21 protein-coding genes are annotated in these 17,802 nt (G+C 70.3%); 14 read left to right on the top strand and 7 right to left on the bottom strand.

Annotated features, from left to right (window positions below):
- Positions 1 to 61 precede the first annotated feature (61 nt).
- Positions 62 to 973, bottom strand: a complete 912-nt coding sequence (locus tag GD429_RS00700) for a LysR family transcriptional regulator (RefSeq protein ID WP_152855247.1) — start codon at positions 971 to 973, stop codon at positions 62 to 64.
- A gap of 157 nt (positions 974 to 1,130) precedes the next feature.
- On the opposite strand from GD429_RS00700, the gene GD429_RS00695 reads away from it, so the two are divergent.
- The gene (locus GD429_RS00695) at positions 1,131 to 2,051 is read left to right on the top strand and encodes a pyridoxal-phosphate dependent enzyme (RefSeq protein WP_152855246.1); all 921 of its coding nucleotides are present in this window, start codon (positions 1,131 to 1,133) and stop codon (positions 2,049 to 2,051) included.
- Between the two features lie 323 nt (positions 2,052 to 2,374).
- On the opposite strand, the gene GD429_RS00690 is transcribed toward GD429_RS00695, so the two are convergent.
- Positions 2,375 to 3,493, bottom strand: coding sequence for a DUF2242 domain-containing protein (locus GD429_RS00690; RefSeq protein ID WP_152855245.1), 1,119 nt, complete (start codon positions 3,491 to 3,493; stop codon positions 2,375 to 2,377).
- 227 nt (positions 3,494 to 3,720) lie between these two features.
- On the bottom strand, positions 3,721 to 4,614 hold the full coding sequence (locus tag GD429_RS00685) for a LysR family transcriptional regulator (protein ID WP_152855244.1): 894 nt from the start codon (positions 4,612 to 4,614) through the stop codon (positions 3,721 to 3,723).
- A 108-nt stretch (positions 4,615 to 4,722) separates the two neighbouring features.
- Between GD429_RS00685 and GD429_RS00680 the strand changes: the two genes are divergently transcribed.
- Complete coding sequence (locus GD429_RS00680) at positions 4,723 to 5,478, top strand: TerC family protein (RefSeq protein WP_152855243.1); 756 nt, start codon at positions 4,723 to 4,725, stop codon at positions 5,476 to 5,478.
- 91 nt (positions 5,479 to 5,569) lie between these two features.
- The gene (locus GD429_RS00675) at positions 5,570 to 5,881 is read left to right on the top strand and encodes a zf-TFIIB domain-containing protein (protein WP_152855242.1); all 312 of its coding nucleotides are present in this window, start codon (positions 5,570 to 5,572) and stop codon (positions 5,879 to 5,881) included.
- A gap of 118 nt (positions 5,882 to 5,999) precedes the next feature.
- Here the strand turns inward: GD429_RS00675 and GD429_RS00670 are convergent, their stop codons facing one another.
- The gene (locus tag GD429_RS00670; protein WP_152855241.1) at positions 6,000 to 6,410 is read right to left on the bottom strand and encodes an Hsp20/alpha crystallin family protein; all 411 of its coding nucleotides are present in this window, start codon (positions 6,408 to 6,410) and stop codon (positions 6,000 to 6,002) included.
- 16 nt (positions 6,411 to 6,426) lie between these two features.
- The gene (locus GD429_RS00665; RefSeq protein WP_152855240.1) at positions 6,427 to 6,867 is read right to left on the bottom strand and encodes an Hsp20/alpha crystallin family protein; all 441 of its coding nucleotides are present in this window, start codon (positions 6,865 to 6,867) and stop codon (positions 6,427 to 6,429) included.
- Positions 6,868 to 7,111: 244 nt separating this feature from the next.
- Between GD429_RS00665 and GD429_RS00660 the strand changes: the two genes are divergently transcribed.
- Complete coding sequence (locus GD429_RS00660; RefSeq protein WP_152855239.1) at positions 7,112 to 8,029, top strand: 3-hydroxyacyl-CoA dehydrogenase NAD-binding domain-containing protein; 918 nt, start codon at positions 7,112 to 7,114, stop codon at positions 8,027 to 8,029.
- Positions 8,030 to 8,083: 54 nt separating this feature from the next.
- Here the strand turns inward: GD429_RS00660 and GD429_RS00655 are convergent, their stop codons facing one another.
- Together GD429_RS00655 and GD429_RS00650 are read right to left on the bottom strand one after the other, a co-directional pair.
- Positions 8,084 to 8,362: a DUF4148 domain-containing protein gene (locus tag GD429_RS00655; protein ID WP_152855238.1), complete on the bottom strand. Its 279-nt coding sequence runs from the start codon at positions 8,360 to 8,362 to the stop codon at positions 8,084 to 8,086.
- 174 nt (positions 8,363 to 8,536) lie between these two features.
- Positions 8,537 to 9,385 carry a LysR substrate-binding domain-containing protein gene (locus tag GD429_RS00650; protein ID WP_072435890.1) on the bottom strand — a complete coding sequence of 283 codons (849 nt, stop codon included), beginning with the start codon at positions 9,383 to 9,385 and terminating at the stop codon, positions 8,537 to 8,539.
- Positions 9,386 to 9,713: 328 nt separating this feature from the next.
- Here GD429_RS00650 and madL point away from each other — a divergent pair, with 328 nt between their 5' ends.
- The 10 genes from madL (at position 9,714) to GD429_RS00600 (ending at position 17,704) form a co-directional block, all read left to right on the top strand.
- Positions 9,714 to 10,109, top strand: a complete 396-nt coding sequence (gene madL, locus GD429_RS00645; protein WP_152855237.1) for a malonate transporter subunit MadL — start codon at positions 9,714 to 9,716, stop codon at positions 10,107 to 10,109.
- An 11-nt stretch (positions 10,110 to 10,120) separates the two neighbouring features.
- Positions 10,121 to 10,888, top strand: a complete 768-nt coding sequence (gene madM / locus GD429_RS00640; RefSeq protein WP_034183254.1) for a malonate transporter subunit MadM — start codon at positions 10,121 to 10,123, stop codon at positions 10,886 to 10,888.
- Between the two features lie 132 nt (positions 10,889 to 11,020).
- Positions 11,021 to 12,667: a malonate decarboxylase subunit alpha gene (gene mdcA, locus GD429_RS00635; RefSeq protein ID WP_152855236.1), complete on the top strand. Its 1,647-nt coding sequence runs from the start codon at positions 11,021 to 11,023 to the stop codon at positions 12,665 to 12,667.
- A gap of 10 nt (positions 12,668 to 12,677) precedes the next feature.
- The gene (gene mdcC, locus GD429_RS00630; protein ID WP_152855235.1) at positions 12,678 to 12,992 is read left to right on the top strand and encodes a malonate decarboxylase acyl carrier protein; all 315 of its coding nucleotides are present in this window, start codon (positions 12,678 to 12,680) and stop codon (positions 12,990 to 12,992) included.
- Positions 12,989 to 13,924 (top strand): biotin-independent malonate decarboxylase subunit beta, encoded by a 936-nt coding sequence (locus GD429_RS00625; protein ID WP_152855234.1) that lies wholly within the window; start codon positions 12,989 to 12,991, stop codon positions 13,922 to 13,924. Before mdcC ends, GD429_RS00625 begins: the two co-directional genes overlap by 4 nt.
- Positions 13,911 to 14,618 (top strand): biotin-independent malonate decarboxylase subunit gamma, encoded by a 708-nt coding sequence (gene mdcE, locus GD429_RS00620; protein WP_152855233.1) that lies wholly within the window; start codon positions 13,911 to 13,913, stop codon positions 14,616 to 14,618. Before GD429_RS00625 ends, mdcE begins: the two co-directional genes overlap by 14 nt.
- Entirely contained in the window at positions 14,605 to 15,273 is a 669-nt protein-coding gene (gene mdcG, locus GD429_RS00615; protein WP_321574309.1) for a malonate decarboxylase holo-[acyl-carrier-protein] synthase, read from the top strand. The genes mdcE and mdcG overlap by 14 nt, the downstream gene beginning before the upstream one ends.
- Complete coding sequence (gene mdcB / locus GD429_RS00610) at positions 15,270 to 16,136, top strand: triphosphoribosyl-dephospho-CoA synthase MdcB (RefSeq protein ID WP_152855232.1); 867 nt, start codon at positions 15,270 to 15,272, stop codon at positions 16,134 to 16,136. Before mdcG ends, mdcB begins: the two co-directional genes overlap by 4 nt.
- The gene (gene mdcH / locus GD429_RS00605; RefSeq protein WP_152855231.1) at positions 16,133 to 17,065 is read left to right on the top strand and encodes a malonate decarboxylase subunit epsilon; all 933 of its coding nucleotides are present in this window, start codon (positions 16,133 to 16,135) and stop codon (positions 17,063 to 17,065) included. Before mdcB ends, mdcH begins: the two co-directional genes overlap by 4 nt.
- A 117-nt stretch (positions 17,066 to 17,182) precedes the next feature.
- Entirely contained in the window at positions 17,183 to 17,704 is a 522-nt protein-coding gene (locus GD429_RS00600) for a phospholipase D-like domain-containing protein (protein WP_174419086.1), read from the top strand.
- Positions 17,705 to 17,802 lie beyond the last annotated feature (98 nt).

Genomic DNA, 17,802 nt, shown 5'->3' with positions numbered 1-17,802 from the left:
CGCGAATCGCGTCGCTCGATCGCTTGCCGCGCGCGCCCGGTATCCGACGCGCGGCGCCCGGTCAATCCGGTTCGCCGGCCGCCTCGCGCACGGCCGCGAGAAACCGTGCGACGACGGGCGACGGTACCGCTGCCGCGCCGTCGAACACGAACTCGATGTCGAAGCGGCTCGCGAGCTCGTCGAGCGCGACGAGCCGGACCGTGCGCGGGCAGGTCGGCGATGCGCTTTCCGGCACGAACGCGCAGCCCATCCCGGCCGCGACGAGGCCGATCAGCGTCGGGATGTCGCTGCCGACCTGCGCGATGCGCGGTGTGAAGCCGGCCTGCCGGCACTGTGCCATCAGGAACCGGTGGTGCGCGGCGGAGCGCTGCGCGTCGAACCAGACGAACGGCTCGTTCGCGACGTCGGCCAGCGTGCGCGGCGCGTTGAAGCGGCCGCCGGGTGGCGCGGGCATCGCGAGCACGAAGCGGTCGCTCAGCAGCCGCACGCCCGACAGGTGCGGCGCCTCGTCGCGACGCCACGCCATGATTCCGCCGTCGAGCTGGCCGCGCACCAGCGCGCTCGCCTGTTCGGCCGACAGCATCGGCGCGATCGACAGCTTCACGTCGGGGCACGCGTCGCGAAACGCCTTGAGCACGTTCGCGACGACGGGCAGCGGCAGGCAGTTCGGCAGTGCACCGAGCCGCAGTTCGCCGAGCTGGCCGGCCGCGCTGCGCAGCGCGCGTTCGCGGCTGTCCTGCAGCGTTGCGAGCAGGCCGGTCGCATCCCGAAGGAAGCTCGCGCCGGCCGCGGTCAGCGTGACGCCGGTGGCGCGGCGGATCAGCAGCGGCGTGCCGATTGCGTCCTCGAGTTCGCGGATCTGCCGCGACAGCGCGGGCTGGACGATGCCGGCCGCGCGGGCGCCGGCCATCACGCTGCCGGCTTGCGCGACGGCCACGAAGTAACGCAGGTGACGCAGTTCGATCTGGCGCATGCGGAGCCCGTTCCGGTTCGTTGATATGCCTGTGAAGCATAGCAAACGCCATTCGATGGTATTGGAAAGCATGGCGGGCGTACCGTACGATGACCGTCGTTGCCGCACTCGTTCGCGAGTCGCGTGTGTTCCCTCCGTTCCGATCGTGTCCCGCCTCATGCCGCTTCATATCCCGACCCCTTATATCCGCTCGCAAATCGCATCCCGCCGGCTCGGCAGGACCATCCGGCTGAAGCTCGACGCGCTGCAGCCGTCGGGCTCGTTCAAGCTGCGCGGCATCGGCGCCGTCTGCGAAGCGCGGCACGCGGCCGGCGCGCGGCGCTTCGTGTCGTCGTCGGGCGGCAACGCGGGCATCGCGGTCGCGTACTGCGGCCGCGAACTCGGCGTGCCGGTGCTGGTCGTCGTGCCGGAAAGCGCGTCGGCCCGCGCACGCGAGCTGATCCGCGTCGAGGGCGCGGAACTGGTCGTGCACGGCGCGAGCTGGGCCGAGGCGAACGCGTTCGCGCAGTCGGCGCTCGGCGAGCACGACGCGTTCGTGCATCCGTTCGACGACAGCGTGCTGTGGCAGGGGCACGCGACGATGATCGACGAGATGGCGGCCGTCGGCCCGAAGCCCGATGCGGTCGTGCTCGCGGTCGGCGGCGGCGGGCTGCTGTGCGGCGTGCTCGAAGGGCTGGCGCGCAACGGCTGGCACGACGTGCCGGTCGTCGCGGCCGAAACGGAAGGCGCCGACTGTTATGCGCGCTCGGTCGCGCAAGGGCGCCCGGTCGAATTGCCGGCGATCGCGAGCATCGCAACGTCGCTCGGCGCGAAGCGGCCGTGCGACGCTGCGGTCGAATGGGCGACGCGGCACGAGATCCATCCCGTCGTCGTGTCCGATGCGGAAGCGGTGGCCGCGTCGCTGCGGTTCCTGGACGAACACCGGATCGTCGTCGAGCCCGCGTGCGGCGCCGCGCTGGCCGCGCTCGAGCGGCCGGTGCCGGTGCTTGCGTCGGCGTCGGACATCGCCGTGATCGTCTGCGGCGGCGTAACGGCCACCGTCGAGCATCTGCAGACGCTGCGCGCGACGTTGCGATAAGCGGGGAAGCCGGCACGCGGGTTGGTCGGGCGAAGGAAGGACGAGCGTCGATTTCGGCGACCGCGGGCATCGCCTATGCAGTTGCCACGAAACGTGTCATACCCGGATTCGGATGTCGTAGCGCCGGCGTCGCGTTCCCGTTATGTCAATGGCGGAAACGCTGCCGGCAGGCAGCTAACGGGCGCGCGGAAATTCCTGCGGCGGATGAAGGGGAAGGGGATGCGTATCGTCGCGCTGCGCCGGATGCGGCCGGGCGCGACGATACGGACGGCCAGTCGGACGGCCAGTCGGACGGCTAGTCGGACAGCTAGTCGGACAGCCGGTCAGTTCGCGGCCGGTGCGCTCGCGCCGGACGGCGCGGATGACGCGACGGGGTCCGCTGCGGCGGGGGCGGGCGTTTTGTCCGCCGGTGTATGCGACGCGCTCGACGGCGCGGATGACGATACCGATGCGGATGTTGCGGCCCGAGGCGCCGGCACGGTCGATGCCGGGTTGGCGGCGGCCGGCGCCGCAACGGCGGGCGTCGATGCCGCGCTGGCAGGCGGCGACGCCGTGCCGGAAGCGGGTGCAGGCGCTGAAGCCGGTGCGGAAGTCGACGCATGCACCGAACCGGAAGCTGACGCGGGTGCGGAAGCCGATGCCGCCACCGAACCGGACGCCGCCACCGGCGCGGCAGCGCGCATCGCAGCCGGCGCGACAACGGCCGACGCCCCGGCCGGCACGGCGTTCGTGCTCGACCCGGGCGCGACACCCGGCACCGAAAGCGGCACCGGCGCCGCGGGCGGCGTCGGCACGACCGGCGTCGTCATCTTCATCGGTTCACCCTGCGGCGTCGGCGCGGGTTCGGGCAGCGGCGTGACGGGTTCCTTCTCGGCGGCCTTCACGGTGGCGCGGTCGCGGCGGGCCGGGTCGATCTTCAGGAAATGGTCGACGAGATTGAAGAAGCGCTCGTAGAACACGCCGGCCGGAATCGTCTCGCTCGCGGTCTTCACGAGCGCATCGTCGCTCGATCCGATCGGCAGCGACAGCGAGCCGAACACGCTGAGGCCGACGCTGGCCGACGTATTCGACTTCTTCAGCGTGTAGCGGTCCTGCACCGCGTTCACGTACGCGATGCTCGACGAGCCGTCCGCGTTCGCATCCGCGCACACGACGTGAAACTCGATCACGACGTGCATGTCGTTGTTCGGCTGGAAATTCTTGCTGCCGTCGACCGCGTCGTTGCGCGACGACGACACCACATAACCCTGGCTCAACAGCGCACGCCGCGCGGCCTCGCAGGCCGCGTCGGATTTCGAGTGGAACGTATGCGCATACGGGCTGGTCGCCGCGTCGAACTGTTCCTGCTGGTAGATCGGCTTGGGCGGCGTCGAGCACGCCGCCAGCACGGTCGCGGCCGCGAGCGCGCACGAAACGGAAAACAGGCGAAATCGGTTGTGCATGGCGTCTTTCAGAAGGCTCGGCGAGCTGCCGCGCCGGGTTGCGCGCGTCGCGCGGCAACCGGATGGCGGCCGTCGCGCAAGGGCGGGGCCGGAAATGGGCGCGTGGCAATCTCGGATGGCCGGGGCGTCATTATAGTTTCGTTTGATGTCTCGTTTGCTTCAGGGGCTGTTTCCGCCGATGACAGTTTCGGCGAGCCGTTAAGGGCGGGAACGAGCGCGGACCGGCGCTAGCCTGCCGGCGACGGCCGCGCGGCAGCCAGCAATTGCGACGTCAGCGGATGATGTTCGCCGCGCCGCGAGCGGATCGCGTGGATCTCCTCGGTCACGTCGCCCGCGCGCCCGAGCCGCCTGAGGCCGCGCAGCAGCGATGCGTCGTTCGCGCCGAGCTCGCTCAGTGGGAACACGCCGAGGCCGCGCGCCGCGAACACGGCCATCAGCGCGCTGTCCTCGAATTCCCCGGCCACGCGCGGCACGATCCGTTCGCCTTCGAGCCACCGGTCGAGGCGCGCGCGCAGCGCCGAATGCGCGGTCGGCAGCAGCACGGGCAGGTCGGCCATGCACTGCGGAAAGCGTTGCCGCGCGGCCGGCGTGACGAGTGCCGCGGGGCCATACCAGTCGACCGGCGATGCGACGAGCCGCTCGCTCGTCACGCGCAGGTTCGACCCCGACGGCGCGCCCTGGCCGGCCAGCACGAGATCGAGATGATGCAGCGCGAGTTCCGCGAGCAGCGCATCGTGCTCGCCCTCGTGGCACAGCAGCCGCAGCGTGGGCGTATCGAGCACCGGTGCGAGGATCGCGTGCGCTGCGAGCTTCGAGATGCCGTCCGCGAGGCCGACCGCGAGCCGCACGGTCGGCTGGCTGGCCGCCGCGCGCACTTCGTCGGGAATCAGTCGCCCCATCTCGAAGATGACCTCCGCGCGTGCATACGCGGCCTGGCCCGCGTCGGTCATCGCGACGCCGCGCCCGGCCGGGCGCAACAACTGGTGCCCGAGCGATTTCTCGAGCTCGCGCACTTGCGCGCTGATCGTCTGCACGGCCATGTCGAGCCGCCCGGCCGCGCGCGCGAAGCCGCCTTCCTTCACGACGACCCAGAAATAGTACAGATGTCGGAAATTGAGCATCGGATCGAGACTTCGGAAAAACCGAACTTAAAATCAGATTCTCTCTGATTTTTACGAAGTCCGGGGCGGCATATCATCGGGCTTTCCACTTTCGTATCGGCCCATTTCATGGACTACCTGCTGACGCTTGCCGCCGACCCCGCCGTCTGGGCCGCGCTCCTGACGCTCGTCGTGATGGAAGTCGTGCTCGGCATCGACAACCTGATCTTCATCTCGATCCTCAGCAACAAGCTGCCCGAAGCGCAGCGCGCCCGCACGCAGCGCCTCGGCATCGCACTCGCGCTGGTGATGCGCCTCGCGCTGCTCGGCAGCGTCGCGTGGATCGCGAGCCTCACCGAACCCGTGTTCACGCTCTTCGACCACGCGTTCTCGTGGCGCGACATGATCCTGCTGTCGGGCGGCCTGTTCCTCGTGTGGAAGGCGACCACCGAGATCCATCACCACGTGTCGCACGACGGTGACGGCGACGGCGGTTCCGGCGGCGCGGCCGGCCTGACGATGTGGGCCGCGATCGGCCAGATCGTGATGCTCGACATCGTGTTCTCGATCGACAGCATCGTGACCGCGATCGGCATGACCGAGCACGTCCCGATCATGTTCGTCGCGGTGATCGTCGCCGTGGCCGTCATGCTGTTCGCCGCGCAGCCGCTCGCACGCTTCATCGACCGCAATCCGACCATCGTGATGCTCGCGCTGTCGTTCCTGGTCGTGATCGGCATGACGCTGATCGCCGAAGGCTTCGGTTCGCACGTGCCGAAGGGTTACATCTACGCGGCGATGGCGTTCTCGGCTTTCGTCGAGGGCATGAACATGCTGGCGCGGCGCGCGAAGGCGAAGCGCGCGGCACGGGTGGACGGCCGCTGAGCGATCACGCGTGACGCCGGCCGCCGCGACGGCCGGCTCGCGCGCCTTCATACGGAATTCGTCAGGAATTCGCACCAAAAGGAGAAACGCGATGAAATGCCCTGTCTGCAAGACGCCCGACCTGCTGATGGCCGAGCGCCAGTCGATCGAGATCGACTACTGCCCGACGTGCCGCGGCGTGTGGCTCGATCGCGGCGAACTCGACAAGCTGATCGCGCGCGAGAGCGGCGATGCGCCGGCGCGCCGCGACGAGCCGGCTGCGTCGCGGGACACCCATGCCCACACCCATGCGCCGCGCGATCGCGACAACTGGGGACGCGACAATCGTTCGCACGACGACCGCCACCGGCACGACGGCCAGCGCCGCCGCAAATCGATGTTCGACCTGTTCGATTTCGATTGAATCCGGATACGGCGCGCACGCACGCGCGTCGCCCGATGCAAGAAAGCCCCGCCCGGCATCGCGCCCGGCGGGGTTTTTCATGCGCGTCGCAACACGTCGCGCTGCGGCGCGCCAACGCTTACGCGTTGCCGGCTGTCACGTCGATGCGGCGCGGGCGCGCTTCCTCGCGGCGCGGAATCGTCAGTGTCAGCACGCCGTCGCGCAGGTTCGCGTCGATCCTCGATGTGTCGAGATCGGGGCTCAGCACGAACGTGCGCGCATAGCGCGGCGCGCGGATTTCGGCGTGCCGCACGCGCAGGTCGGCCGGCGTGTCGATGTGCGTATCGGCTTCGATCGTCAGCGTGTTGTCGTGCACCTTCACGTCGAGGTTCTCGCGCGGCACGCCGGGCAGGTCGGCCCGCAGCGTGACGCCGAGGTTGTTCTCGACGATGTCGACGGCCGGCGTGATCGCGGGCCGGCGCGCGGCTTCCGCGGCAGCCGGGTGGGCAGTGGCGGTGTGGCGTTCGGCCAGGGTCGGGTTCGTATTCATGTCGGTATCCTGAATATTACTGAACGATGATCGCGCGCGGCTTCGATGCCTCGCGCCGGCCGATGCGAATCAGCAGGCAGCCGTTTTCGTAACGCGCGCTGACGTTGTCGGCGTCCGCATTCTGCGGCAGCTCGACGACGCGGCGGAACGTGCCGTGAAAGCGCTCCTGCGCATACGTGCGCACGTCGTCGCCTTCGCCGCGCGGCGCCGGTTTGCGCTCGCCGCTGATCGTCAGCAGGTCCTTGTCGATCGACACGTCGAAGTCGGCCGCGGCCATGCCGGGCGCGAACGCGACGATCTCGATCGCATCGTCGGTGGCGCCGACGTTGAGCGCGGGAAATGCGCCCGGCCGCACCGCGCGGATGCCGGGCGGGAGCTCGCCGAACAGGTTCGCGACCTGCCGCTGCACGCGGGCGAATTCGTCGAACAGGTCGTGGCCGTTATGGATACCGCTCATGATGATCCTCCGGAACAGGGAACGCGGGAGACGCGACGGCGCGACGCCTGCGGCGGGCGCGACGGGTGGCTCCACTGGGTCGAAACGGGGCAGTGCGCTTGCGTGGAGCACCGCCCGGCAACGCGTAATTAGTGGCTGCCGCAGCGCATTTCAAGAGGGAACCTGCAACTTGCGTCAACGCGTGCCCGTACGATTCGATGCGACAATCGCCGCGATATCGGCAGACCAACGAGACGGGACAACCATGGACATTCGACGCATCGCGATCGTCGGCGCCGGCGTGATCGGCGCGAGCTGGGCATCTTTCTATCTGACGCAGGGCTTCGACGTCGTCGCGACCGATCCGGCGCCGCAAGCCGACGCGCGTTTGCGTGACGCGCTGGCGGCGTTTCTCGGCGACCGGGCCGCCGAACTTTCCGTGCGGCTGTCGTTCGACGCCGATCTCGTGCGCGCGCTCGACGGTGTCGATTTCGTGCAGGAGAACGGCCCGGAACGGCTCGACCTGAAGCGCGCGCTGTACCGGCAGATGGACGACGTGCTGCCCGCGCACGTGCCGATCGCGTCGAGTTCGTCGGGCCTGAAGATGTCGGACATCCAGACCGCGTGCGCGAAGCATCCGGAACGCTGCCTGATCGCGCATCCGTTCAACCCGCCGCATTTGATTCCGCTTGTCGAGCTGGTCGGCGGCGACGCGACCGACAAGGACGTGATCGCGCGCGTGAAGGATTTCTACGATGCGCTCGGCAAGCAGACGATCGTCCTCAACAAGGAGATGACCGGCCACGTCGCGAACCGGCTCGCGGCCGCGCTGTTCCGCGAGGTGTATCACCTCGTCGGCGAAGGCGTCGTGAGCGTGGCCGATGCGGACAAGGCCGTCGCATGGGGCCCCGGCTTGCGCTGGGGGCTGATGGGGCAGTGCCTGACCTATCACCTCGGCGGCGGCGCGGGCGGGATCGCGCACTTCCTCGAACACCTGTCGGGGCCGATCGCGAGCTGGTGGGGCGACCTCGGCACGCCTTCGTTCGATCCGGACGTCGATCGCAAGCTGACCGACGAATTGCGCGCGATCCAGGGCGAGCATTCGATGCAGGAGCTGGCGGCCGAGCGCGACCGGCTGCTCGTCGAGCTGATCGACGCGCGCCGCCGCAGCTTCTTGCCCTGACCGCGTCGCAGCGGCGCGTTTCGGTCGGGCCGCGATCGGTTAGGCCTTGCTCGGCTACTGCTGCGCCGCCGTTTGCGGTGCCTGCGGCGTCTGGGCAAGCCACGAGGGGCTCGCAGCCTGCACGAGTTCGCGGTTGCGCGCGCGCGTCGCGGCGCTCGGCGGATAGTTGCCGTCGTTCGTCGGCAGTTCGCCGTCGAGATAGGCCTGCTTGAGCTGGGCGATGACTTCCGCGCGTGTCAGGCCCGGTTCGGGCGCGGCGGCATCGGTCTGGGCAAAGGCGGGGGAAAGCAGCGTGGCTGCGGCGGTCGCGACGACGAATCGCAAGACGTTCATGGTGTGCTCCGATCAAGGGGACGGGACACCGGATGCGCACGGCGGCTTGCCGTGCGTTCCGATGGGCCCCATTGTCGCGAGCGGGTGCTGCGCGGACGATGACGCGTTCCGGGCAAGGCTGTCAGTTGCGGGTGGGCCGCGCATGCGCGTCGCCCGCCGTCGCTGCTGTTGCTGCTACAACTCCGCGGCCGCCGCGATCAGCGTGGCTTCGAGCGCGAGCGTCGAGCGCGACGCGGCCGCCGGCCGGTCGATCACATATTCGAGTTCGCCGAGTTCGGGCAGCCCCGCGTCGAGCCGCGCGAGCCCGGCCGGGATCACGTAGCCGGCGAACGCGCTGACACCGAGCCCCGCGCTCGCGGCCGCGCGCAGCACCGCGATACTGCTGCTCACCACCGCGATCCGGTAGGGCCGGCCGATCGCGTCGAGCGTTTCGAGCACGCGGCGCCGCGACACGCTCGGCTCCGGATGCAGTGCGAGCGGCAGCACGGCCTCGTGGCCGGTGATCCGCGAATCGGGGCCGGTGCACCAGTACAGCGGCTCGCTGCGGATCACGCGGCCGCGCCGGCTGCCCGCGATGCGCTTCGCGAACACGAGATCGTGCCGGCCTTCGTCGAGCGCGTCGAACAGGTCGCCCGACAGCCCGGTCGAGATCGCGAGCTCGACTTCCGGATTGCGCTGCACGAAGCTCGCGAGCGCGGACGTCAGGTGCGTCGACGCGAAATCCTCCGACATCGCGAGCCGCACCTTGCCCGACAGCGGCGGGCCGCACACCGACGTGACGGCTTCGTCCATCAGTTCGAGGATGCGCACCGCGTAGCGGAACAGCGCGTCGCCGTGCTGCGACAGGTGCACGTTGCGTGTGTCGCGCTCGAACAGCGGCCGGTCGAGCAGCTCCTCGAGGCGGCGGATGTGCTGGCTGACGGTCGACTGCGACAGGTTCACGCGCTCGGACGCGGCGGTGAAGCTGCCGGACTGGGCGACGGCGACGAAGCTGCGCAGCAGTTCGGGCGGTAACGGGCGCATTGCTAAATCCACTGAATCGGTTTCGACAACTTCATAAATGGCCGGATATTGCGGCGCTAGTATCGGATCACGCCCCGGTGCGGCCCGTGAAACGGGACGAACCGGACGCGTGGCCCGCGTCGTGCCGGAGGCTGCATCGGTCAGTCTACGGCATCCGGCGTCCGGCCCGAAACCGCATCATCCCATCGACCGCCCGAGAACGCGCCCGCACGACGAGCCGCCGGGCCGCGGCGCACCGCCGCAGGAGACAGTCCGCGCACGGGATCGACGTGCGGGCCCGCTTTCTGCACGCGTCAGGCGCCCGTCACGAAGAGACTGGAGACGACTCATGATCATCTACGGAACCGCGCTGCTGGCGTTCTGCCACCTGGCCGGACTGTTCCTCGGCGACCTGCTGGGCACGGCCATCGGCGTGAAAACCAACGTCGGCGGGGTCGGCATCGCGATGCTGCTGCTGATCTGCCTGCGCCTGTGGCTGCACCGGCGCGGCTGGCTGCCGAAGGAGACCGAGGCCGGCGTCGGCTTTTGGGGCGCGATGTATATCCCGGTCGTCGTCGCGATGGCCGCGAACCAGAACGTCGTCGCCGCGCTGAAGGGCGGCCCGGTCGCGCTGCTGGCCGCCGTCGGCGCGGTCGCGATCTGCACATGCTGCATTGCGGTACTGGTGCGCATGGGGCGCGACGACACGGCCTTCGCGGGCGTGCCGCAATTCGAAGAACAATAACGGAGGCCGCCATGCTGCAGATGCTCGAAAAAGTCGTCGCCCATAACGGGCTCGTCGCGTCGTTCGCGCTGGTCGGCCTGATCATGTGGCTGTCGTCGATCGCGTCGCGCAAGCTCACGTTCGGCCGCGTGCACGGCTCCGCGATCGCGATCGTGATCGGTCTCGCGCTCGCGTATGTCGGCGGCGCGTTCACCGGCGGCGAGAAGGGGCTCGCCGACGTGCCGCTGTTCGCGGGCGTCGGCCTGATGGGCGGCGCGATGCTGCGCGATTTCGCGATCGTCGCGACCGCGTTCGAAGTGCAGCCGACCGAGGCGCGCAAGGCCGGGCTCGTCGGCGTCGTGTCATTGCTGCTCGGCACCGTGCTGCCGTTCATCGTCGGCGCGTGCATCGCGCGCGCGTTCGGCTATACCGACGCGGTCAGCATGACGACGATCGGCGCGGGCGCCGTCACCTACATCGTCGGGCCCGTCACGGGCGCGGCGATCGGTGCGAGCTCCGACGTGATCGCACTCAGCATCGCGACGGGGCTCGTGAAGGCGATCATCGTGATGGTCGGCACGCCGGTCGCGGCCAACTTCATGGGCCTGAAGACGCCGCGTTCCGCGATGATCTTCGGCGGTCTCGCGGGCACCGTCAGCGGCGTGAGCGCGGGGCTCGCCGCGACCGACCGCCGGCTCGTTCCGTACGGCGCGCTCGTTGCGACGTTTCATACGGGCGTCGGCTGCCTGCTCGGCCCGTCGGTGCTGTTCTTCACGACGCGCGCGCTGGTCGGCGGCTAGGGCCATGCGATGCGACCCGTGCGTGGGCCAAATCCATCGCGGCGTCCTCTGAGTCGCATTCGTCTACATCATCAATCGGCGGCGGCGCCAGGCTTAGAATGCCGCTGAACCATCGAAGCGGGAGAACTGTTCATGACGGGATGGAATCACGCGCGGCAGGCGCGCGATGCACGCCTCGCGGCCGGCGCGGCTTACGCGCAAGGCAAGCGGGTCGATGCGCGCGACACCGTGGCGTTGCTCGAAGCGGTGCTGCGGCCCGGCGACCGCGTGTGCCTCGAGGGCGACAACCAGAAGCAGGCCGACCTGCTCGCGACGGCGCTCGCCGACGTCGACAGCGCGAAGTTGCACGACCTGCACATGGTGCAGTCGGGCGTCGTGCTGCCCGAGCATCTCGACGTGTTCGAGCGCGGCATCGCGAAGCGTCTCGACTTCGCGTATTCGGGCCCGCAGTCGCAGCGGATCGCGAAGCTGCTGTTCGGCGGCAAGATCGCGCTCGGCGCGGTGCACACCTATCTCGAGCTGTTCGCGCGCTACTTCATCGACCTCACGCCGCACGTCGCGCTGATCGCCGCGGTCAGCGCCGATCGCGACGGCAACCTGTACACGGGCCCGAACACCGAGGACACGCCGACCGTCGTCGAGGCCACCGCGTTCAAGGACGGCGTCGTGATCGCGCAGGTCGACCGCATCGTCGACAAGGTGCCGCGCGTCGACATCCCCGGCGACCGCGTGCATTTCGTCGTCGAGGCCGGCCGGCCGTTCTACGTCGAGCCGCTGTTCACACGCGATCCGGCCGCGATCACCGAAACGCAGATTCTCACCGCGATGCTCGCGATCAAGGGCATCTACGAGCCGTACGGCATCAAGCGCCTGAACCACGGGATCGGCTTCAACACCGCCGCGATCGAGCTGCTGCTGCCGACCTACGGCGCGAAGCTCGGATTGAAGGGCAAGGTCTGCACGCACTGGGCGCTCAATCCGCACCCGACGCTGATTCCGGCGATCGAATCGGGCTGGGTCGAGCAGGTCCACTGCTTCGGCTCCGAGGTCGGGATGGACGACTACATCCGCGCGCGCTCCGACGTGTGGTTCACGGGCCCCGACGGGTCGCTGCGCTCGAACCGCGCGTTCTGCCAGACGGCCGGCCTCTATGCGTGCGACATGTTCATCGGCTCGACGCTGCAGATCGATTTGTCCGGCCATTCGTCGACGGTCACGGCCGAGCGGATCGCCGGCTTCGGCGGCGCGCCGAACATGGGCAGCGACGCGCGCGGGCGGCGCCATCCGAGCGAGCCGTGGCTGAAGGCCGGCGCGGAAGCCGACCCCGACACGCCGGCGGCGCTGCGGCGCGGCCGCAAGCTCGTCGTGCAGATCGGCGAGACCTTCGGCGACAAGAACGTGCCGATGTTCGTCGAGAAGCTCGATGCGCTGAAGCTCGCCGACAAGCTGCAGCTCGATCTCGCGCCGATCATGGTCTACGGCGACGACGTCACGCACATCGTCACCGAGGAAGGGATCGCGAACCTGCTGATGTGCCGCGACAAGGAAGAGCGCGAGCACGCGATCCGCGGCGTCGCCGGCTATACGGAGGTCGGCCGCGGCCGCGACCGGAAGATGGTCGAGCGGCTGCGCGAGCGCGGCGTGATCCGCCGCCCGGAGGACCTCGGCATCGATCCGCTCGACGCCGACCGCCGCTGGCTCGCCGCGCGCTCGATCAAGGATCTCGTGCACTGGTCGGGCGGGCTCTATGCGCCGCCGGCCCGGTTCCGCAACTGGTGAGGAAGAGGGCATGGAACAGTTGAACTATCGCTTCACCGCGCGCGGGCGCGCGAAGGGCGAACTGGCCGCGGCGCTCGTCGGCGTGGTCGCGTCCGGCAATCTCGAAGTGCTCGTCGAGCGCGTGCTGCCGGGCAACGAATGCGAGATCGACATCCGCACCGCGGCCGTCGGCTTCGGCGCGGTGTGGCAGGCCGTCGTATCGGATTTCGTCGAGCGGCGCACGCCGGGCGGCCTGAAGCTGTCGATCAACGACGGCGGCGCGCGGCCCGACATGGTGTCGCTGCGGCTCGCGCAGGCCGTGCGCGCGATCGAGGGGGACGCATGATGACCGACGTGATCCACGATGCGCCCGCGTTCGTCGCGAACGGCGCGAGCTGGTACGAAGCGTCGGCGCGGCAGCGCATCGACGGGCTGCTCGACGCGGGCAGCTTCAGCGAATTCCTCGGGCCGGCCGAACGTGTGACGAGCCCGCACCTGCCGCTGTTCGACCTGCCGCAGCAGTTCGACGACGGGATGGTGGTCGGCCACGGCCGGCTCGACGGCCAGGCGGTATTCGTCGCCGCGCAGGAAGGCCGCTTCATGGGCGGTGCGTTCGGCGAAGTGCACGGCGCGAAGCTCACCGGCTTGCTGCGCGCCGCGCGCGAAGTCGGCAAGCCGGTGCTGATCCTGTTCGATACGGGTGGCGTGCGGCTGCAGGAAGCGAACGCGGGCGAGCTGGCGATTGCCGAGATCATGCGTGCGCTCGTCGACGCGCGCGCGGCCGGCGTGCCGGTGATCGGGCTGATCGGCGGGCGCGCGGGCTGCTACGGCGGCGGCGGGTTGCTCGCCGCGTGCTGTTCGGCGCTCGCGGTGTCGGAGCAGGGCCGCATCAGCGTGTCGGGCCCCGAAGTGATCGAGACGAATCGCGGCGTCGAGGAATTCGACGCGAAGGACCGCGCGCTGATCTGGCGCACGATGGGCGGCAAACACCGGCGGCTGATCGGCGGTGCCGACCGTTATGTCGCCGATACGCCCGATGCGTTCCGCGCGGCGGCGCTCGACCTGATCGGCCGTGCGCCGAAGTTCGATGCGGCGATGCTGCGTGCCGAACAGGCGCGCCTCGAAGCGCGTGTCGAACGGTTCGGCGCATGCAAGGATGCGCTCGACGTATGGCGTGCGCTCGGTGCAGACGCGCCGGAAGCGATTCCGGGCATGCCGGACGACACATTCGCGACGCTCGCGGATCAATTGCAGGAGAGCCCGCATGACGCTCGATGAAGTCCTGAACTCGCTGTTTCCCGAAGGCCATTCGATCGCGCGCACCGGCGGCCTGCTGACGGGCCACGCGGAACTGGCCGGCACGCGCGTCGACGTGATCGGTGTCGCCGACCGTTTGCCGTTCGGCATCGACGAGGCGCTGACGCTTGCATCGCGCGTGCTCGACACGATCGCGCGCGGCGGCGACACGCCGATCCTCGTGCTCGTCGACAGCGACAGCCAGCGGATGAGCAAGCGCGACGAGCTGCTCGGCCTGAACGAAGGGCTGTCGCATCTCGCGAAGTGCCTGATGCACGCGGATCTCGCCGGGCACCGGACGATCGGCGTGCTGTACGGCCATACGGCCGCGGGCGCATTCATCGCGACCGCGCTCGCGACGCGCACGCTGCTCGCGGTGCCGGGCGCCGAGCCGGAGGTGATGGACCTGCCGTCGATGTCGCGCGTGACCAAGCTGCCGATCGACGTGCTGAAGGAGATGGCGCGCTCGACGGCCGTGTTCGCGCCCGGGCTCGACAATCTCGTGAAGATGGGCGCTGTCGATGCCGTGCTCGATCCGTCCCGCGCGCTCGATGCGCAGGTCGGCGAATGGCTCGGCAAGCCGGCCGACCGCATCGACCGGCGCGCGGCGCGCGGCCGGCCGGTCGCGGCCGACGTCGCGCGGCGTGTCGAGGAACTCGCGCGTGCCGCACGCTGAGATGCCGCTGCGCCGCCACACGCTCGTCACGCTGACGGCGGCGGGGTGGGGCGCGGCATTCGCGCGCGATCCCGCGCTCGCGGCCGATCCGCTCGTGCGCGCTTGGGCCGAACACGGCTGGCCGCTGATCGTGCGCCGCGCGTCGCCGGACGAGGCCGATGCCGGCCGCGTACCGCTCGGCTTGCCGCTGCCGCCTGCCGCGGGCAAGCGGCGCATCGCGCTGAAGGTTGCCGCCGACGCGCTCGCGACGGTCGGCCCGCTGCCCGCGCTGGCCGACGTGCTCGGCGCCGCGCCCGACGCATGGCACGCGCCGTTGCGCGAGCTCGATGCGCTCGGCGCACGCTGCGGCGTGCAGGGCCGCGTGTTCGGCAGCCTCGCGTGGCAGGCACTGACGGGCGAGCGCTACCTGAGCGAGTCGTCCGATCTCGACATCGTGTTTCCGCTGCCGCATGCCGCGTCGCTCGCACCGCTGCTCGACGGCCTCGCGGCGATCGACGCGCGCGCGCCGATGCGCATCGACGGCGAGCTGCTGCGTGATGACGGCGCGGGCGTCAACTGGCGCGAACTGCACGCGCGGCTGCCCGAAGTCGCGGTCAAGACCGCGATCGCCGTCGAACTGATGCCTGCCGGCGCCTTCACCGGAGATGCGCGATGAGCGCATGGGCCGCCTGCCGCGTACCGGCGCCGTCCGCTGCGGAGTGCATCGCCGAGCTGGCCGAGCGCAGCCTCGTGCTCGAGATCGACACCTATCCGAAGCCGGGGCTCGTCAGCCACGTCGACACCGGCAGTCATTCGGACATGGATGCCGCGACGTTCGCGCGCAGCGCCGCCGTGCTGCGGCCTTATTTCGCGGAACTCGCCGACGCGGGCGCGCGCGATGCGGACATGGCCGTGCTGCGCAAGATCGGTCTGCGTGCCGAGCATGCGATGCTCGCCGCGACCGGCGGCGTCAATACGCATCGCGGCGCGATCTTCGGGCTCGGGCTGCTGTGCGCGGCCGCAGGCCGGCGTGCGATGCCGGGGGCAGTGCCGGGCGGAATGACGCTCGGCGCGTTTGTCTCCCGCCGCTGGGGCACCGAGATTCTCGGCGGCCCGCGCTTGCCGGACAGCCACGGCGAGCGCGCGAGCCGACGCTACGGTGTCGGCGGCGCGCGTCGCGAGGCGGCCGAAGGTTTCACGACCGTATACGCGATCGGGCTGCCCGCGCTGCGCCGTGCGATGCGCGACCTGCCGGACGACCCGGAAGCCGCGCGCGTCGCCGCGTGTTTCGCGCTGATCGCCGCGCTCGACGATACGAACCTGCTGCACCGGGGCGGGCAGGCCGGCCTCGATTTCGCGCGGGCGACCGCACGCGCGTTCGTTGCCCGCGGCGGCGTGCGCGCGCGCGACTGGCGGCTGCGCGCGGCGGCCGCGCATCGTGCGTTCGTTGCGCGCCGGCTGAGCCCGGGCGGCGCGGCCGACCTGCTCGCGATGAGCGTATTCGTCGATGCGCTCGAAGTCGACGGGAGCGCGCGATGACGCTGGCGATCCTCTGTTCGGGACAAGGCGCGCAGCGCGCCGACATGTTCGACCTGACGGGCGCGGCGCCGCAGGCCGATGCATGGTTCGCGCACGCCGGCCGGCTCCTCGGCGACGATCCGCGCATGTGGGTCCGGCAGGCCGGCCCGGACGCGCTGAGCGAGAATCGCGCCGCGCAGATCCTCTGCACGGTCCAGGCGCTTGCGGCGGCCGCGCTGCTCGACGCGGCGTGGCCGCGCCGGCGCTGCGTCGCGGGCTACAGCGTCGGCGAGGTCGCGTCGTGGAGCGTCGCGGGGATGATCGATTCGCACGACGCGCTCGACCTGGCCGACGCGCGCGCACGCGCGATGGATGCGGCGAGCGGCGGCGACGAGCGGATGGCGTTCGTGCGCGGCCTGACGCGCGAGGAGCTTGCGCAGTTATGCGACGGTCGCGACGCGGCGATCGCGATCGCGAACCCCGGCGACGCCTTCGTGGTCGCGGGGCGGCAGGCCGATGTCGATGCGGTGGCCGACGATGCGGCGCGCGCCGGTGCGCTGCGCGTTGCGCCAGTGTGTGTGCGGATCGCGTCGCACACGCGCCGGCTCGCGGCGGCCGTGCCGGTATTTCGCGCGTCGCTTGCCGCGGTGCGCGTGCGCCGGCCGCTGCCCGGCACGCGGTTGTTTTCGGGCATCGACGGCGCATCGGTGCTCGACGTCGACGCGGGCCTCGACAAGCTCGCGCGGCAGATCGCGGAGCCGGTCGAGTGGGCGGCCTGTCTCGCTGCCTGCGTGGAGGCCGGCGCGACCGCGTTTCTCGAACTCGGCCCCGGGCGCGCGCTGGCCGAGATGGCAGGCGGCGCGTATCCCGCGCTGCCGGCGCGCAGCCTCGCGGATTTCCGTTCCGTCGACGGCGTGACGAGCTGGCTCGCGCGCGTCGCGGCCGGCTGACCGGCGCCCCGAAAACCGGCCGGAAACATACCCGCCGGGCACCCGTTCCGCACTGTGTGTTGCGTCGGCGCAGCAGCGTTGCAGCCGGCGCTTGCCACGCGAATTGGCATCGCTACAATTGCGCCCGCCATGAGACCAGCCGCCTTCCTTCTCGCCGCGCTTTGCTGCGCGGCGAGCGCCCACGCCAGCCTGATTCCGTCCGATGCCGCATCGGTCGGCACGTACTTTTCGTATGACAACGCGGCAGCCGACGCGACCGTCGACCTGATCGAGCAGGCGCAGCGCCGCGTGCTGCTGGCCGGCTACACGCATGTGCCGCCCGCCGTCGCGAGCGCGCTGCGCGCGGCCCGTGCGCGAGGGATCGAGGTGCGCGTCGTGCTGGTGCGCTCGCCGCGCGCGGGCAAGACCAGCGGCGCAGGTTATCTGAAATCCGCGGGCATCGACGTGGCGATCGATTCGCGGCACGGCGATCCCGCGCCGCGCTTCGTGATCGTCGACGACAGCGTCGCGCTGACGACGCTGTCCGACGGCGCTGCCGCGCATGCCGAGACAATGAACGTGTTCCAGCGCGCGCCCGAGCTTGCGCAATCCTACGCGCAGTCGTTCTGGCGGCTGTACCGGCAGGCCAGCGGCCTCTGACCCTTTCCTTCGGCGCCGCGCACGCCGGTGTGACCCCCCTTGCATCGGCGCCGCCGATGAACCATGCTCGTTGACAGGCGTCGGCGCGGGTTTCGCGT

Source organism: Burkholderia sp. BE17 (assembly GCF_009362305.1).
Lineage (GTDB): Bacteria > Pseudomonadota > Gammaproteobacteria > Burkholderiales > Burkholderiaceae > Burkholderia > Burkholderia pyrrocinia_C.
Note: the sequence above shows the minus strand (reverse complement) of the source record. Positions and strands in the feature narration are given on the sequence as shown.

Coding starts and splice junctions, on each gene's coding strand:
- GD429_RS00675 (WP_152855242.1), top strand. CDS start 5,570: ATGAAATGCCCTGTCTGCAAGACGCCCGACCTGCTGATGGCCGAGCGC.
- GD429_RS00660 (WP_152855239.1), top strand. CDS start 7,112: ATGGACATTCGACGCATCGCGATCGTCGGCGCCGGCGTGATCGGCGCG.
- madM (WP_034183254.1), top strand. CDS start 10,121: ATGCTGCAGATGCTCGAAAAAGTCGTCGCCCATAACGGGCTCGTCGCG.
- GD429_RS00655 (WP_152855238.1), bottom strand. CDS start 8,362: ATGAACGTCTTGCGATTCGTCGTCGCGACCGCCGCAGCCACGCTGCTT.
- mdcH (WP_152855231.1), top strand. CDS start 16,133: ATGACGCTGGCGATCCTCTGTTCGGGACAAGGCGCGCAGCGCGCCGAC.
- GD429_RS00670 (WP_152855241.1), bottom strand. CDS start 6,410: ATGAATACGAACCCGACCCTGGCCGAACGCCACACCGCCACTGCCCAC.
- mdcE (WP_152855233.1), top strand. CDS start 13,911: ATGACGCTCGATGAAGTCCTGAACTCGCTGTTTCCCGAAGGCCATTCG.
- GD429_RS00665 (WP_152855240.1), bottom strand. CDS start 6,867: ATGAGCGGTATCCATAACGGCCACGACCTGTTCGACGAATTCGCCCGC.
- mdcA (WP_152855236.1), top strand. CDS start 11,021: ATGACGGGATGGAATCACGCGCGGCAGGCGCGCGATGCACGCCTCGCG.
- GD429_RS00685 (WP_152855244.1), bottom strand. CDS start 4,614: ATGCTCAATTTCCGACATCTGTACTATTTCTGGGTCGTCGTGAAGGAA.
- GD429_RS00625 (WP_152855234.1), top strand. CDS start 12,989: ATGATGACCGACGTGATCCACGATGCGCCCGCGTTCGTCGCGAACGGC.
- mdcB (WP_152855232.1), top strand. CDS start 15,270: ATGAGCGCATGGGCCGCCTGCCGCGTACCGGCGCCGTCCGCTGCGGAG.
- GD429_RS00650 (WP_072435890.1), bottom strand. CDS start 9,385: ATGCGCCCGTTACCGCCCGAACTGCTGCGCAGCTTCGTCGCCGTCGCC.
- GD429_RS00690 (WP_152855245.1), bottom strand. CDS start 3,493: ATGCACAACCGATTTCGCCTGTTTTCCGTTTCGTGCGCGCTCGCGGCC.
- GD429_RS00700 (WP_152855247.1), bottom strand. CDS start 973: ATGCGCCAGATCGAACTGCGTCACCTGCGTTACTTCGTGGCCGTCGCG.
- GD429_RS00695 (WP_152855246.1), top strand. CDS start 1,131: ATGCCGCTTCATATCCCGACCCCTTATATCCGCTCGCAAATCGCATCC.
- madL (WP_152855237.1), top strand. CDS start 9,714: ATGATCATCTACGGAACCGCGCTGCTGGCGTTCTGCCACCTGGCCGGA.
- mdcC (WP_152855235.1), top strand. CDS start 12,678: ATGGAACAGTTGAACTATCGCTTCACCGCGCGCGGGCGCGCGAAGGGC.
- GD429_RS00680 (WP_152855243.1), top strand. CDS start 4,723: ATGGACTACCTGCTGACGCTTGCCGCCGACCCCGCCGTCTGGGCCGCG.